The organism is Gilliamella sp. Imp1-1 (assembly GCF_001690415.1).
Classification (GTDB): domain Bacteria; phylum Pseudomonadota; class Gammaproteobacteria; order Enterobacterales; family Orbaceae; genus Gilliamella; species Gilliamella bombi.
Genome location: NZ_LZHK01000099.1, coordinates 38001 through 54977 on the forward strand (window position 1 = coordinate 38001; position 16977 = coordinate 54977).

Annotated in this window: 12 protein-coding genes and 2 pseudogenes; 10 read left to right on the forward strand and 4 right to left on the reverse strand. The window is 35.6% G+C overall.

The features are described 5' to 3' along the window. Positions 1 to 23: 23 nt before the first annotated feature. Genes bamB through adk form a run of 4 tightly spaced genes read left to right on the forward strand, consistent with a single transcriptional unit; the run spans position 24 to position 3607 of the window. Entirely contained in the window at positions 24 to 1196 is a 1173-nt protein-coding gene (bamB, locus tag A9G38_RS08880) for an outer membrane protein assembly factor BamB (protein WP_034913301.1), read from the forward strand. Positions 1197 to 1215: 19 nt separating this feature from the next. Then, positions 1216 to 2670, forward strand: a complete 1455-nt coding sequence (der, locus tag A9G38_RS08885; protein ID WP_034913304.1) for a ribosome biogenesis GTPase Der — start codon at positions 1216 to 1218, stop codon at positions 2668 to 2670. Between the two features lie 3 nt (positions 2671 to 2673). Continuing rightward, on the forward strand, positions 2674 to 2925 hold the full coding sequence (locus tag A9G38_RS12905; RefSeq protein WP_080702352.1) for a YfgJ family double zinc ribbon protein: 252 nt from the start codon (positions 2674 to 2676) through the stop codon (positions 2923 to 2925). 37 nt (positions 2926 to 2962) lie between these two features. Then, a complete protein-coding gene (gene adk / locus A9G38_RS08890) occupies positions 2963 to 3607 on the forward strand; it encodes an adenylate kinase (RefSeq protein WP_034913307.1) in 645 nt (214 codons plus the stop codon). 274 nt (positions 3608 to 3881) lie between these two features. Here the strand turns inward: adk and ybeD are convergent, their stop codons facing one another. After that, positions 3882 to 4148, reverse strand: a complete 267-nt coding sequence (gene ybeD, locus A9G38_RS08895) for a DUF493 family protein YbeD (RefSeq protein WP_034913328.1) — start codon at positions 4146 to 4148, stop codon at positions 3882 to 3884. Positions 4149 to 4347: 199 nt separating this feature from the next. On the opposite strand from ybeD, the gene gss reads away from it, so the two are divergent. The 3 genes from gss to A9G38_RS08910 all read left to right on the forward strand — a co-directional run bounded on the left by gss (position 4348) and on the right by A9G38_RS08910 (position 9381). Then, positions 4348 to 6222, forward strand: a complete 1875-nt coding sequence (gene gss, locus A9G38_RS08900; RefSeq protein ID WP_034913310.1) for a bifunctional glutathionylspermidine amidase/synthase — start codon at positions 4348 to 4350, stop codon at positions 6220 to 6222. A 285-nt stretch (positions 6223 to 6507) separates the two neighbouring features. Then, positions 6508 to 8046, forward strand: a complete 1539-nt coding sequence (locus A9G38_RS08905) for an SrfA family protein (protein WP_034913313.1) — start codon at positions 6508 to 6510, stop codon at positions 8044 to 8046. A gap of 9 nt (positions 8047 to 8055) precedes the next feature. After that, complete coding sequence (locus A9G38_RS08910) at positions 8056 to 9381, forward strand: virulence factor SrfB (protein ID WP_034913331.1); 1326 nt, start codon at positions 8056 to 8058, stop codon at positions 9379 to 9381. Positions 9382 to 9578: 197 nt separating this feature from the next. Here A9G38_RS08910 and A9G38_RS08915 read toward each other — a convergent pair whose 3' ends face one another. After that, entirely contained in the window at positions 9579 to 11420 is a 1842-nt protein-coding gene (locus A9G38_RS08915; RefSeq protein ID WP_034913333.1) for an SLC13 family permease, read from the reverse strand. A gap of 305 nt (positions 11421 to 11725) precedes the next feature. Between A9G38_RS08915 and A9G38_RS08920 the strand changes: the two genes are divergently transcribed. Beyond that, entirely contained in the window at positions 11726 to 13447 is a 1722-nt protein-coding gene (locus A9G38_RS08920; RefSeq protein WP_034913316.1) for a thiamine pyrophosphate-dependent enzyme, read from the forward strand. A gap of 132 nt (positions 13448 to 13579) precedes the next feature. Here A9G38_RS08920 and edd read toward each other — a convergent pair whose 3' ends face one another. Next, the gene (edd, locus tag A9G38_RS08925; RefSeq protein ID WP_034913319.1) at positions 13580 to 15385 is read right to left on the reverse strand and encodes a phosphogluconate dehydratase; all 1806 of its coding nucleotides are present in this window, start codon (positions 15383 to 15385) and stop codon (positions 13580 to 13582) included. 31 nt (positions 15386 to 15416) lie between these two features. After that, positions 15417 to 15944 (reverse strand): gluconokinase, encoded by a 528-nt coding sequence (gene gntK / locus A9G38_RS08930; protein WP_034913321.1) that lies wholly within the window; start codon positions 15942 to 15944, stop codon positions 15417 to 15419. A gap of 202 nt (positions 15945 to 16146) precedes the next feature. Here gntK and A9G38_RS08935 point away from each other — a divergent pair. Then, positions 16147 to 16581: pseudogene (locus A9G38_RS08935) on the forward strand (class II fructose-bisphosphate aldolase); the annotation flags it as partial. 135 nt (positions 16582 to 16716) lie between these two features. Further along, positions 16717 to 16977: pseudogene (locus tag A9G38_RS12910) on the forward strand (transposase); the annotation flags it as partial.

Genomic DNA, 16977 nt, shown 5'->3' on the forward strand with positions numbered 1-16977 from the left:
ATCCTGCTATAAGGGTCTATACAATGAAGTTATCAAAATATCTTTTTGTTGGTGTTTTTGTTTTTTCACTAGCTGGGTGTTCTTTATTCGGTAAAGAAGATGAGATTGTACAAATTGCACCGTCACCGAAAGTAGATAATCAATTTTCTATCCAACAAGTATGGAAAAATAGTACTGCTGGTAATACTCATATTTATTCATTATTAGGTCCGATTAATTATGATAATGCTATCTATGTAGCGAGTCGTAGTGGACAAGTTAAGGCAATTGATTTATCAAGCGGTAATACTATATGGGATGCTAATTTATCTAAAAGTACACTTTTCAGTAGTAAAACTGCACTATTTTCAGGTGGTGTAAGTGCTGATGATAAATATGTCTATGTAGGTAGTGAACGTGCCATTGTCTATGCGTTAGATCGTCTCAACGGTAAAGTTGTTTGGGAAAAAGCAGTGAAAGGGGAAGTACTTGCTCGCCCGGTATCTTCTGATAATAAATTAATAATTCATACTGCTAATGGTGTTCTTCAAGGTATTAATCGTGACACTGGTGATTATTTGTGGGATGTTTCCTTCGAAGTTCCAACATTATCAATAAGAGGTAACTCTACACCCACTATCGCTCATGGTGCAGCAATCGTTGGTGATGATAATGGTCGAGTAAATGCTTACTATATTAATGATGGCCAATTAATTTGGCAGCAACGCATTTCACAGCCATCAGGCTCTACAGAAATAGCAAAATTGAATGATGTTGATTCTACTCCGGTAGTTGAAGGTAATTTAGTTTATTCTGTTGGTTATAATGGTAGTGTTGTTGCGCTTGATTTAAGTAATGGTCAGACTGTTTGGCGTAAAGTACTAGGATCTATTCATAGCTTTGCTGTTGATACCGATAGATTGTTTGTTATTGATCAGGATGACAATGTTCGAGCCATCGCTAAGAGTGGTGGCGGAGAACTTTGGACTCAGTCAAACTTTACTCATCGTTTGTTAACTGATCCTGTCATCTACCAAAATTATGTCGTGTTTGGTGATTTTGAAGGTTACCTATATTGGTTAAATGCTGAAAGTGGTGAACTTGTTGCTAAAACACAAGTGAGTAGTAGCGGATTAATATCTAAACCATTAGTTGTAAGCAATAAGTTAATTGTCCAAGCTAAAAATGGTGATATTTACGCCTTTACAAAGAATTAAAGTAATCTAGAGAAGAAACATGGTACCTGTTGTAGCGCTTGTTGGTCGTCCAAATGTTGGAAAGTCGACTCTATTTAATCGGTTAACACGAACTCGAGATGCCTTAGTGGCTGACTTTCCTGGATTAACTCGTGATCGTAAATATGGAAGAGCTGAGATCAAGGGCCATGAATATATCTTGATTGATACTGGTGGTATTGATGGAACAGAAGATGGGGTTGAAAGCTTTATGGCTGAGCAATCTCTGCAAGCAATAGAAGAAGCTGATATTGTTCTTTTCTTAGTTGATGCTAGAGCTGGTACAATGCCAGCCGATCATACTATTGCAAAACATCTCCGTTCTCGCGATAAAGCTACTTTTTTAGTAGCCAATAAAATTGATGGTATTGATGCCGATACTGCGATTTCTGATTTTTATGGTTTAGGATTGGGAGAAATTCATCCAATTGCAGCTAGTCATGGTCGTGGTGTAAGTTCATTAATTGAAACTGTATTAGATCCTATTTTCCAGTTCGATAATAACGCAGATGATAATCAACAATTAGATGATCTAACTGAATTATATGATGATTTTGTTGATGAAACAGAATCATTAATCAATCAACCTATCAAAGTTGCTATTGTTGGCCGACCAAATGTTGGTAAGTCAACACTAACTAATCGAATTTTAGGTGAAGAGCGAGTTGTTGTATATGATATGCCAGGGACAACTCGAGACAGTATCTATATACCAATGAATCGAGATGAACGTGAATATATCTTGATTGATACGGCTGGTGTACGTAAACGAGGAAAAGTTACTGAAGCAGTTGAAAAATTTTCAGTTATTAAAACGTTACAAGCAATTGAAGATGCTAATGTAGTTATTTTAGTTATTGATGCCAGAGAAGGTGTATCCGATCAAGACTTATCATTACTTGGTTTTATTATTAATAGTGGGCGCTCACTTGTAATAGCCGTTAATAAATGGGATGGTTTATCACAAGATATCAAAGAGCAAGTTAAAACGACATTAGATGATAGATTAGATTTTATTGATTTTGCTCGTGTGCACTTTATTTCTGCGTTGCATGGTAGTGGTGTTGGTAACTTATTTGATTCGATTCAAGAAGCATATGATTGTGCAACACGCCGTGTTAATACCGCATTATTAACCAAGATTATGCAAATGGCACAAGATGACCATCAGCCGCCTTTAGTTCGAGGACGACGTGTTAAACTAAAATATGCACATGCTGGTGGTTATAATCCACCAATTGTTGTGATTCATGGTAATCAAGTAGAAGATCTACCAGATTCTTATAAACGTTATTTGATGAACTATTTTAGACGATCACTAAAAATCATGGGGTCACCAATTCGAATTCAGTTTAAAGAAGGGGCTAACCCATTCGAAGGTAGAAAAAATACTTTAACTGCATCACAGCAACGTAAACGTCGTCGATTAATGAAGCATGTAAGAGGGCGAAATTAATTTATGTCAGGAAAATTAATAAATGATTCTGGGAAAGAAGGCCTTTGTCCAAAGTGTCATCATAAAATGAGTGTTGTTTCACCACAGAATTTTAATTGTCCTCATTGTAAGCAACATTATCTTGAACAGTATATTTGCCTGACTTGTTTGCAAAAAGCTCAAATGATCAAAGGTTGTGGAGCGGTTAACTATATTTGCCCAACTGATGGTTTGATATCCAGCAGTAAGGTGATATTTCATTACTTACCAGAATAGAAGCTTTATTTATATTAAAGCCATAAGAGGTTATTTTATGCGAATTATTTTATTAGGAGCACCAGGAGCAGGAAAGGGAACACAAGCACAATTTATTATGCAAAAATATGGTATTCCTCAAATTTCAACTGGTGATATGTTGCGAGCAGCAGTAAAAGCTGGTAGTCCACTTGGTTTACAAGCTAAGGAGTTAATGGATGCCGGTAAACTAGTTACCGATGAACTCGTTATTGCATTAGTTAAAGAACGTATTGCACAAAGCGATTGCGCTAATGGCTTTTTGCTAGATGGCTTCCCTCGCACGGTTCCACAAGCAGATGCAATGAAAACAGCTGGCATAAATGTTGACTATGTGCTTGAATTTGATGTACCAGACGCAGTGATTATTGATCGCATGAGTGGGCGCCGAATTCATGCTCCTTCAGGTCGTGTTTATCACATTCGCCATAATCCACCAAAGGTTGAAAATGTTGATGATGTGACTGGTGAACCACTTACTATTCGCAAAGATGATAACGAAGAAATCGTTCGTAAACGCCTTGTTGAATATCACGATTTGACTAAACCACTAATTAGTTATTATCAGCATGAAGCCAAAGAAGGGCGAACACAATATTTCCGTATTGATGGAACGCAAGCTGTAACTGAAGTAACAAAAGAATTAGTGAAAATTTTAGGATAATTTCTTCTCTATTAAAAGCGCAAGGCAGTTAATACTATCTTGCGTTTTATCATCTTGAATAAATTTATGTCACTGTTTATACAATACTAATTTGAAAATCGTAATAAAATACATTGATTCTATAATATTTTCTAATTAATTTTTTTGTTATAATAAAGATAAATCTTTGCTAAAATCATTCAGGTAGAGCATTGATTTTATTCAATTTTTCACTGTACAACAGGAAGTCTTATCTATACTGATAAGATTTTCAATTTTTAGCAAAAGTAAAACACTATAAAACCATTCTTACAATATCGATTTCGCCTAATTCTTTATAAAGATTTTCGACCTGGTCGATATGTGTTGCATTAATGGTAATTGATACAGAATGATAATTACCTTTACTACTTGGTTTGATTGATGGCGTATAATCGCCAGGAGCATGGCGTTGAATCACTGATACCACTTTGTCTACAAGCTCTGGTTTTGCTTCTCCCATTACTTTATAGGTAAAAGAGCATGGGAATTCTAATAACTCATTTAATTTTGTTTTTTGCATAATTTTATTTTTCTCGTTTATTTGATTTGGTGTATCGTTATGACTACCAAGAATAAACACTATATATAGGCAGTTTACTATTCTTCAAGTAACGAATAATAAACATTGCTTTTTAAAGTATATATTTTGATCTATGATAGAAAATTATAACATAGTGTAATTAACGTATCTTGCTATTTACTAATAAGGCTAAAATAACATGTCATCTAAGTCCAATAATAAAGAACCTTTTGGTACATTATTAGGGTATGCGCCAGGTGGCGTTGCCATTTATTCATCTGATTATGAAACTTTAGATCAAAAACAATACCCTAATGATGCATCTTTTCGTAGCTATTCTGGTTATGAATATATGGGATATAAATGGCAATGCGTTGAATTTGCAAGGCGATTTTTATTTTTAAACTATGGTATTGTTTTTACAGATGTTGGTATGGCGCATGAAATTTTTTCACTACGTTTTCTAAGGAAAGTTGTTAATGAAGCGATTTTACCTTTGCAAGCTTTTGCAAACGGAAGCAAAAAAAAGCCCGAGGCTGGTGCGTTACTTGTTTGGGATGATGGTGGTTTTTTTGACCGTACAGGTCATGTGGCTATCATTACTGAAGTATTTAAAGATAAAGTACGGATAGCAGAACAAAATGTCATACATAAGCGTTTACCAATTGGGCAGCAATGGACTCGTGAACTTAAAATGACAGTGACCAGTGACGGTTACCAACTACATGACTCGTTTGATGATACGAAAATCTTAGGGTGGATGATTCAAACTGACAAGACTGAATATAGTTTACCGCAACCTAAAATTCCTAAACCGTTACTTGAAATTCATAGCGCGCATATTGAAAACCAAGGTCAATTTGATAAAAATTGGTTAAATGAATCAGATCCATTAGAAAGTGCGTATGTTTCAGCGACAGGTCATGCTATTAGTCATGATGATCACTATCGCTATTTCACTATTTCTGAAAGTGCCGAACAAGAGCTTATTCGCGCAACCAATGAATTACATTTAATGTATTTGCATGCCACAGATAAAGTATTAAAGGACGATAATTTATTACTTAATTTTAATATCCCAGAAATATTATGGCCAAGATTAAGACTTTCATGGCAGCAGCGCCGTTACCAAATGATTACTGGGCGGTTAGATTTTTGTATGGATGAACGAGGCTTTAAAGTCTATGAATATAATGCTGATTCTGCTTCTTGTCATACTGAAGCAGGTCATATTTTGCAAAAATGGGCTATTCAAGCTGGACTGAATATAGGAACCAATCCTAGTAGTGGTTTACTTAATTCTTTAGCTAACTGTTGGAAGCATAGTGATGCTCAATCTTTTGTTCATATTATGCAAGATAATGATAGTGAAGAAAATTATCATGCATTATTTATGCAAACAGCACTTACTCAAGCGGGATTTAATAGCAAAATTTTACGAGGGCTTACTGGACTAAGATGGGATAAACGTGGTCGACTTGTTGATGATGAAGATCGCCAAGTAACTTGTGTTTGGAAGACATGGGCTTGGGAAACGGTATTAGAGCAACTTCGAGAAGAAAGCGAGGCACAAATTGCAGGATTACCAATTCGTACATGGCATCCTGAAAATTCAGTTAGATTGCTCGATGTGCTTTTGCGACCAGAAGTCTCTGTTTTCGAACCACTGTGGACGGTTATTCCAAGTAATAAAGCTATTTTACCCGTATTATGGTCTTTATTTCCTAATCATCGTTACCTATTAGAGTCTACATTTGAACTCAATGAAAGCCTAATTAAAAAAGGTTATGCAATAAAACCAATAGCTGGACGCCGTGGTAGTGATATTCAATTAGTGAATAATCAAGAACAGATCCTTGATAAAACAGTAGGTCGATTTGCTAAACAAGAAAATATTTATCAAGAACTATGGTGCTTACCGAAAGTCGAAGATCGTTATCTACAGTTATGTACTTTTACTGTTGGTGGACATTATGGTGGGACTTGCTTACGCTCCGATCCTTCTTTAGTTATAAAAGGTGAAAGCGATATGCAACCATTACGAGTATTAACAGATGATGAGTTCTTAAAATAATTTTGTAAAAAACTTTCAGGAAAGTATATGTTTTAGTATAAAAATTGAATTCATCAATTGTATCGTAATTATAAGTAAAGTTATTGTAATTCAATTGATTATTTAACTTTTTATAATTTGTATTAGTGATCCTATTTATGACATAATCTATTAAAAGATATGTTTAAAATTTAGAATATCCATGATGATATCAATTACAATAATGGCGTTTTCTGTTAAACTTGTCATAATTTTAAAAAGAAATTATAAGAAATAAAAATGATATAAAGGAATGAAAAGAAATATATGGCAAATACATTACTTCGAAGTGGTGATATTAAAGATTTCAAAATGCTTGGGCATGATGGAAAAGCTGCTTATTTAGTCGCAGCTCAAATTCGGGAAACGTTTAGAGTTAAATTAGGTAAACAATTTGCCGATTATTTAGCCATTCCTCAACGCAATGACCAAGGTAATATTATTGATTGGTATATTCCTTTTGATTCAAATCAACCAGATGGGCAATATGATATAGTCCCTTGGACATCGGCTAGTGAATCCGAACAAGAATCCGCCCTTAAGCTTTTAAAGGAATTTGAGCGAAAAGTTGTGGCTCTAGGTGAGCAACTAGCTAGTAACTCAAATATTAAAGGCGATCAGCTATTGTTCAGCCGCCTTATTTATGATCCAAAACACAATTCACAAAGTCTAGAACCTAACTTGATGGCAATACGCTTTCCTAGTAATCAATTTGTTTATATTGTTAATGGTAAACCAGTGATTACTTTTTGGGGTTTTGTTTATCCACAAACGCCTCAAGTAAATTCTCCATTCTATTGTTTAGAGCCTGCAAAAAAAGTAACGCCAACAATCACAGAAGTAGTTACTCCACAAATTAATAATAGACCATGGTGGAAACGTTGGTGGGTATGGTTGTTAGGGTTATTACCTTTATTGTTACTTTTGTTAGCATTGTTTTTATTACGCAGCTGTTGGCTAAAACCTGAAATATCGATTAGCCCGAATGTATCTTTAGATAATAGTAATATTAGCCAACCAGAAAAAGATGAAAAACAAGATAGAAAAGATCCAGAGCCAAAAAATGTTGTCGTTGATAATCGATTAGGTGTCACCAATAACGCTATACCAAATGGTACGATTTTAGACAATGCAAATAATATTCCTACCAATAGCAACGTGGCTGGTGATTCAGTTGATCATTCTTTACCTACAGACAATGGAAATGATAGTAATAATATTCCAGAGCCTAGTGTCAAAGATAATAAAAGCGAGCAAGATGCAACAAAAACGGATGATAAAGATGACAAATCTACCCCTTTAGATCCTGATAAAAAAGATGATACAAATGTCCAAAATGATCAAAGCGAACAAGATAAAGATAGCGCTGAGCAGGCATCTTCGCCATCGGATAAAGATAATAAATCAGATTCTAATTCAGCTGTTGATCAAACTAATCATTTAGCTATGCCAGCTGATGCAATTAAACAAGGATCGACAAAATTCTTAAATGGTCAATGGTCTGTAAATGGTGGTATTCAAGATAAAGCCACTGGTAAACCATTACAATTAAGTTATAACTTTAATGATGGGAATGGCGAAGTCACTGTAACACGTAGTGATGGTGTCAAATGTACAGGTAATGTGGGTACAAACATTAAAAATGCCAATTTAGATATAACGGGTAACACTGAGGCTGTTTGTAGTGACAATACCAAATATCAATTACCAAAGATTCAATGTACACCAGACAAAAATAATAATGCTAATTGTCAGGGAATTTATAATAATGGGACTTCATTCCCAATAACAATGAAAAAACAATAAAGGTTGTATATGCTTCCAGAATTACGCAATTATGGTCAAGAAGTGACACTTATTATGAATAGTGGTATTCAGTTTCTTGACTTTGCACTTAAAATCGATTGGAAAGATAATGAATGGCGCAGTAAAGTTAATGGGTGCTTTATTGATCCATCTGAGAGTGGTGCGCTAATTAGGTTGGTTGAAGATGTGGAAAGTGGTCAATTTTTTACACCCGATAATCCCACATTTGCTGTTAATCCAACACAGGAAATTAGTGTTGAACAGTCGTTAAAACTATACGATGGCATTTGGTTACCAGTTCCTATGTTACGTTCAATACCTTCAAATCGTTTTGATAAAGGACCACATAACTGGAGCCGAGTTCGAATCGTTAGTATTCCTGAAGGTGAAGATTCTGATGGTAATACACACCGAATCACTTTTGCATTTGATACAAAAGTATTTGCTAACTTACAAGATGTTGCTTATCTTGCGCCAACCGAAAACGATGTGATGACTGGTGCAGTATTTAGTTTAGCACATCGCTCAGATCACGTTTCATGGTATTTAGAACTCAAATGGATAACCAGTTGGTTAATTGATCTCTTTCAAGAACTCGCGCCACAACCTGAACGTTTAAAGATACATAAAGATGATATTAATAAAGAGATTAAAAATAAATCTTATTATGCGCATTACCTAAATATCATCCACTTACTTGCCGACTCCTTGCAATTGCCAACAATTAAAATTGTGTCAAACAATAAAGATGATGTTGTTAAATCAATTCCTGTTGATATGATTTTAGATGTGGGTAATTCACGCACTTGTGGCATTTTAATTGAAGATCATGCCCAAGATAAAGATAGTTTAAATCATCATTATGAGCTTGAAATTCGAGACTTAACCCAGCCAGAGCATATTTACAGTGAACCGTTTGAAAGCCGAGTAGAATTTACCCAAACTTTTTTCGGTAAAGAACATTTTTCATTACAAAGCGGTCGACGAGATACATTCCGTTGGCCAAGTATTGTCCGTGTAGGTCAAGAGGCAAGTCGGCTTGCAAGTCGGCGAGAGGGTAATGAAGGTGCAACGGGTCTTTCAAGCCCTAAACGCTATTTATGGGATCAAGATAAATATGAGCAAGGTTGGCGTTTTAATTCTCATTATGTAAAAAGTGATCATGAACCATTTGCAACAGCAGAACCTTTTTCAAGCTTAATTAATGAATACGGTGAAGCATTACATATTTTAAGTAATGATATTGAAGAAGAGTATGACCGTAAAATGCCGGTTTTCCACCCCATTTCCATTTCTTTAAATTATTATAATTGCGAATTATTGTTGCATCGCTAAGTTTATCTGATTCAATTTTTTTTATGATTCGTTTATATGTTAGTTTACTCATAAAACGTAGGTAATATATAAAGCAGAACCATAAAGCCACTATTAAAATAAGTACCAAAATAATTTGTAAAAATTCCATGATTTCCAACTCCTAATTATTAAAAGTAAATTTTTGTTTATTATTTTTATATCACTAACAATCCGTTTTAAAACGGAAAAAACACCGGTACTAAAGCAATATCTACCGCCATTACTAAAAACGTTAATGGTACACCAATTTTGACAAAATCGCTAAAGCTGTATCCTCCTGGTGCTACCACCATGGTTTTAATCGGTGAGGATACGGGCGTAATAAATGACGCTGATGTGGCAATTGCCACCGTCATGGCAAATGGATAAGGTGAGTAACCAAATTTTAGTCCTAAATCAATAGCGATTGGCGCAATTAAAATGGCTGTTGCAGTATTGGATATAAATAATCCAATTGTTGAGCATAATAAGAAAACAAATGTTAGCACCATGTATGGGCCGAAAGAGCGTAAGTGGACTTCAAGCCAAGCTGATATGAGCGAAATCCCCCCCGTTTTGTTGAGTGCTAGTGCAAAAGGCATCATACCTATAATTAGAATTAAGGTTGGCCAATGTATGGATTTATAGGCATTAGCCATGTCAATGCATCGTGTTGCTCCCATCAGTAAGCAGGCGACTAATGCCGCAACCACATTAGGCACAATACCTGTCACCATTAAAATAATCATAATGGCTAGGTTAATTAAAGCCGCTGGTGCTTGTGAGCTTGCTGGTGCAATGTCGTCGATATCGGCCGGAAAGTCTAATACAACAAAGTCATTGGTTCGAGTTTGTAGTTTTTGGATCGAACCCCAGTCACCACAAACTAATAATGTATCACTCATTTCTAAACGTTCTTGGAATAAGTTGTTTGTTTCAACTGGTGCATGATTACGCCAAATACCAATTACAGTTAGGAAATATTTTCCTCTAAAATCAATTTCATTAAGTGTTTTTCCACACAGTGTCGATTCTGGGAGCAGGGCAACTTCGGCCATGCCGACTTGTTTAACCTGTTCTGAAAAATATTCACCGCGTAAAACTTTGGGTTCAAGGTTATTAGTGGTTAAGAAGGTTCGATAATCCGCTTCAGAGTGCGACATATCGAGTAATAAAATATCATTTTCACGAAATTCGGTTGAGCCATTAACGGGGATTAGTACTTTGTGGAATTTGCGCCAACGTTCAATACCAATAACATTTACACCATGTTCACTACGCAAATGTAAGCCATCAATTGTGCGCCCAACAAAAGGTGAGCCAGCTAGTATTTGTGCTCGATGGGCTCGGCCAATTAATTTATAGTCTCGAATTAAATCGGTGATTTTTCGTCTTTGTGGTTGGGTATTAGTTGATGTAACTTGTTCTGCTGTGAGTAACCAATTGCGTGTTAATATGCAATAAATAACCCCGACAACTAAAACACCAATACCAATTGGGGTAATCGAGAAAAAACTGAATTCAGTCAAAGCGGCACGGTTTAATTCACTGTTTACCACAAGGTTTGGTGCGGTGGCAACCAGTGTCATCATGCCACTTATTAATGCCGCAATACAAAGTGGCATCATTAATTTTTTTACATGAATACCGGTATGGTTAGCAATGCTAATGGCAACAGGTATAAAAATTGCAACTACGCCAGTTGAGCTCATCACTGAGCCAAGCAAAGCAACGCCTAACATAATACAGGTGATAATGCGAATATCGTTTTTGCCTGCGACTTTTAATATGTATTCGCTCATTTTGTATGAAATGCCTGTTCTAACCAAGCTTTCACCAATAATAAATAGAAGGGCAATTAAGATAATATTAGGATCGCTAAACCCAGCGAGGGCTTCAGCTGGTGTTAATACGCCTGTGATGGTGATTGCTGTGATTGTGAGCAATGCAATAATGTCCATTCTTAGTTTGCTAAACGAAAACATTAAAATTGCTATTAATAATAATATGCAGACAGTAATAAGTGGGTAATATTCAATAAAATAATTAGGTAAGAATTTAGCGATTGATGATACTAAACCATCCTCAGATGACAAATGTTCCACAAAAAGTAGCTCTATGATACAGATTACATTTTGTACATAATACCTTGATTTATTGTAATAGGGAATATCTCTAAATAAAGTTTATATGGCTATAATTACTTTATTGTTAATTTTTTTTACGTTATTTTTCGTTTTTTAACATTTTCTGCTATTTTCTTTATGACATATTCGCATTATTGAAAAGTAGGTGTAATTTAAGCAACTAAACCTATTTAATCGTTAACTCTTTAGGAGAGAATATGTCATCAAAGAAATCTGTTGCACAAATTATAGTTGATGTTTTGTCTGAAGCGGGTGTTAAACATTGTTATGGTATTGTTGGCGATACTTTAAATCATATTACTTCTTCTATCAAAAAAAGTAATATTGAATGGGTACATGTTCGTCATGAGGAAGTCGGTGCTTTTGCCGCAGGGGCAGAAGCTTATTTAACAGACCAAATTACAGCTTGTGCAGGATCTTGTGGTCCAGGAAGTTTGCATTTTATTAACGGTATTTATGAAGCACACCGTAATAAAGTACCTGTTATTTTATTGGCGAGCCAATTGGGGACCGCGCAACAAGGTACCGATTTTCCACAAGAAGTTGACTTTGAATCTATTTATAAAAATTGTTCTGTATTTTGTCAGCAAATCAATGATCCAACCCAAGCAAGACAAATAACAACCGCAGCCGTTCAAGCAGCAATTAATCAACGAGGTGTAGCTGTTTTAGTGATACCTTATAATATTAGTTTAATTAAGGTTGAAGATAATAGTGGGCATAAGATTTATCACCCTAAACCTATTATTCGTCCGTCAAATGAAGAATTGAATCAAATCGTAGAAATACTTAATAATAATCATAAAATAGCTATCTTTGCTGGGCAAGGAGTGTGTGAGGCTCACGATGAGCTTATTGCCTTTGCTGAAAAATTAAAATCACCTATTGTGCATACCTCAAGGGGTAAAGATTTTGTTGAGTATGATAATCCTTATAACGTTGGTATGACTGGTATGTTTGGTATGGAGTCAGGAACAACAGCGATTAAAGAGTGTGATGTGTTAATTATGTTAGGTGCTGATTTTGCGTGGTCACAATTTTATCCTGATAAAGCGATTATTATTCAAGTTGATATTGATGCCAATCATCTTGGGCGGCGTCATCCAGTGAGTGTGGGGGTTGTTGGTAGTAGTAAGCCAACGTTAGCTGCTTTAATTCCTTTAGTTGATAAAAAACAAGATTCTAAGTTTTTAGAAAAATGCCACCAATTGTATATAAAAGCAATGGATAAATTGGATAAGAAAGCTGTACCTTCTCAAACAATGATTCATCCTCAATATTTAACCGAGCTTGTTGATAAATATGCGACACAAGATGCTGTGCTTTGTGCTGATGTTGGCTCGGCTATGGTTTGGGCTTGTAGGCATTTTAATACCAATGGAAAAAGACGTACGGTAATTAGTTTGAAACATGGCACAATGGCAAATGCAATGCCGCAAGCGTTAGGCGTGCAAAAAGCATTTCCTAATCGTCAGGTAATTACTTTATCAGGTGATGGTGGTATTAGTATGTTATTAGGCGATTTGTTAACTACAATTCAAGAAAATTTGCCAATTAAAATTATTGTGCTTAATAATAGTTCACTTAATTTTGTTGAATTGGAACAAAAATCAGAAGGTTTAGTTGATCACTATACCGATTTACAGAATCCTAATTTTGCAAAAGTTGCTGAGTCGATGGGATTATTTGCGATAAGAGTCGATAATTCTGATTCTCTTGATGAAGCAATGCAATCATTTTTATCACATCAAGGTCCTGCATTATTAGATGTTAAAACTAGCTCTAATGAATTAGTTATGCCGCCTGAAATTCAAGCATCGCAGGTTATGGGGATAGCGCTTTACAGTGTAAAAGCTTCTTTGCAAGGGAAAATGGGCGATGTAGTAAATCTATTGGTGGATAATTTTATCAAGAAATAGTTTATATTATTTTTTATATTTATTTTAAATGACAAGTTTACAGAGAGTTTTTGTTAAAAACTATTCAGGAAATAGGGGTGTTTCAGTATAATTTGGGGGGAGCTGCCGCTGATTTGCGGCAGAATAAATGAATTAAAAACTAACGGCGCCTTCTTCTGCGGAAGTTAAATTTTCTCGGATAACGGTAAATAGTTCACGCCCATAACCTAGATGTGAATCCGTTAAGTCGAAAGAATAAGGTTCACGTTTGGCTAATTCTGCTTCGTCTACTAATAATGTTATTTCGCCAGTTTGACCATTAACACGGATCATGTCTCCATTTTGGATTTTACTGAGTAAACCTCCATCATAAGCTTCGGGGGTGACATGAATTGCGGCAGGTACTTTACCCGAAGCCCCCGATAATCGACCATCAGTTAATAACGCAACTTTATAATCTTTATCTTGCAGAACACCTAGCGGTGTTATTAGTTTATGTAATTCTGGCATACCAATTGCTTTTGGTCCTTGATAACGGACAACAACTACGCAGTCTTTATCTAGTTTGCCAGCTTTATATTCGGCATCTAAATCATATTGGCTATTAAAGATGACTGCTGGTGCTTCAATAATTTGATGTTCAGGTGCAACGGCTGATGTTTTCATAATTGCACGGCCAAGATTACCTGACATCACTTTTAATCCACCATGAGAATTAAATGGTTTTTTGATTGACGCAATGACGCTGTCATCTAATGATTTTGTTAGACCTTCACGGAAAGTAAGTTTGTCATTTTCTAAAATAGGTTCTTGAGTATAACGACTAAGTCCACGCCCTACTACAGTTTCAACATCTTCATGTAATAAACCACCCGATAATAATTCGCGAACCAATAAAGATGTCCCCCCAGCTGCTTGAAAGTAGTTTATATCGGCTGGACCATTCGGGTAAATTCGGCAAAGTAGTGGTACTGCCGTTGATAGGTCTGAAATATCATCCCAATTAATAATTATGCCAGCAGCTTTAGCCATCGCCACAATATGCATGGTTAAATTAGTTGAACCGCCAGTTGCGAGTAGTGCAACTAGACCATTGACAATCACCTTTTCATCTACCATTTTACCAATAGGCATATAGTTGCCTGATTGGTTAGTTAGGCGAGTAATTTGTTTAGCAGCAGCATTGGTTAATTCATAACGTAATGCTGTTTCAGGATGAACAAAGGCCGTCCCTGGCAAATGTAGTCCCATTAATTCAATAACCATTTGGTTACTATTTGCTGTACCATAAAAAGTACAAGTACCACTAGTGTGATAAGATGCTGATTCTGATTCAAGTAAGTCTTCATGTGAAGCTTTGCCTTCTGAGTAAAGCTGGCGAATACGCACTTTTTCTTTATTAGGTAAGCCCGATGGCATTGGTCCTGCAGGTACAAAAATAGCTGGTAAGTGACCAAACGTTAATGCGCCAATAAATAGACCTGGTACAATTTTATCGCATATTCCAAGATATAGAGCACCATCAAACATATTATGTGAAAGCCCGACAGCAACCGACATTGCAATCACATCACGGCTCATTAATGATAGCTCCATTCCAGGCTCGCCTTGGGTTACACCATCGCACATGGCAGGTACTCCACCAGCCATTTGTCCAACTGCACCAACTTCGTGAAGTGCTTTTCGAATTTGTTCAGGATAAAACTCATATGGTTTATGAGCTGATAACATGTCATTATAAGAACTAATAATCCCTATGTTACTTTTTAAAATGTTTTTTAGATCACTTTTATCATCGCTACAACAAGCGGCAAAACCATGGGCTAAATTACTACATGGTAAACTAGATCGAGTTACTTTTTTATGCATAGCTCGTTCTATTTTTTGCAGGTAAGCGGTACGAGATGCCCTAGAACGCTCAATAATACGTTGAGTTACAGCCTGAATAGTCGGATTCATATTGACCTCGTCTTATTTTGTTTCTATTTTTTTAACAATGACATATTGTGCGTATTACTTTTTCAGTATCGTGCACAACCTTTTCTAATGGTTGTTCAATATTGATGTTGTAGACATCTTTTTCATCAGTAGTTGGTTCTTCTAGAGTATCGAATTGAGATTGAAGCATCCCTGTTTTTTGGTAGTGTCCTTTACGTTTAGCTAGTCTTTCAGCGATTACATCGAAACTTCCTTTCAAATAAATAAAATGTACGTTTTCATTCTCACCGCGAATAATATCTCGATATTTTCGTTTTAATGCCGAACAGATAATAATTGAGACATCGTTGACATTACTCATGGCAAAGGCAGCATTACTGATTAAGCTAAGCCAAGGCATTCTATCTTCATCGTTTAAAGGTGTACCGCTCCGCATTTTTAAAATATTAGCCTTTGGATGTAAAAAATCACCATCTAAAAAAGCAGCATTTAGGTTGTAAGCAACTTGTTTGGCAACCGCTGATTTACCACAACCTGATACTCCCATTAATACAAAAACTTGTTTGTTTTTTTTAGTCATTATTGATCCTTAGTACATCCAAATAGTTACGGGTAACATTTTGACATGATAATCTCCATTTGCAATATAAAAAAAGTTTTTTTGTGATCTGGATCAGGTTTTGCTTTTAATATCTTAATAAATAGAAAATTACTTATTGGTTGATCGTTACTGTTGAAAAATAGATTCCGATCACAAAAATATAAAATCTTATTTGCTTTTCATCCAAGTTGTTATTGATACCGCTAAACAGATGCAATCTCCCGTGATACTTGCTGCAAAGCCAGCAACTTATAGTTACGCAGGAATACAATATTTAATCAGTATTTGTGAAACAGCAGCAAGCATTCACTATTTTCCTTTTGCGTTACATTTGGATCATCATAAAAATATCAGTGATATTCAAACAAAAATAGAGGCAAGAATTCGCTCGATTATGATTGATGCCTTGTATCACCCATTTGAAGAAAACATTGACATAGTTAGTAAAATGGTTGTTTTTAGTCATAAATATAATGCCAGTGTTGAAGCCGAATTAGGGCGGCTTGGCGGGCAAGAAGACGATCTTATTGTCGATAACAAAGATAGTGCTTTTACAGATCCCAATGCGGCAAAAGAGTATGTCGAACGTACAGGAATAGATTCACTTGCGGTAGCTAAATTGTGTATCTTAATTTTTACTCCAAATTTTATATTTTTATCTAAAAGGGTTAATACGTCATATTAACACAACAAATTACCTTTTAAATCTATTACTTAATTGAGTAACTCATTCTATTAATGGCATAAAAAAGAGATAGCCCAGCTACTCAATAGACATCCTTCGACAATAAGTCGAGAGATAAAAAGAAACTCAAAACCTAATCAAGCCTATCAAGCACATGATGCGGTAACCCTAGCTAGGAAAAGGCGAAAAAACAGCGGTAATGGTAAGCCAATAGAGTCTTCGGTATGGCGCCAAGTTGAAAAATACCTCATGCTTTATTACAGCCCAGAGCAGATTGCTGCACGTTTAAAGAAAGTCAGCGTCCAATCAATCTATAACTATCTTTAT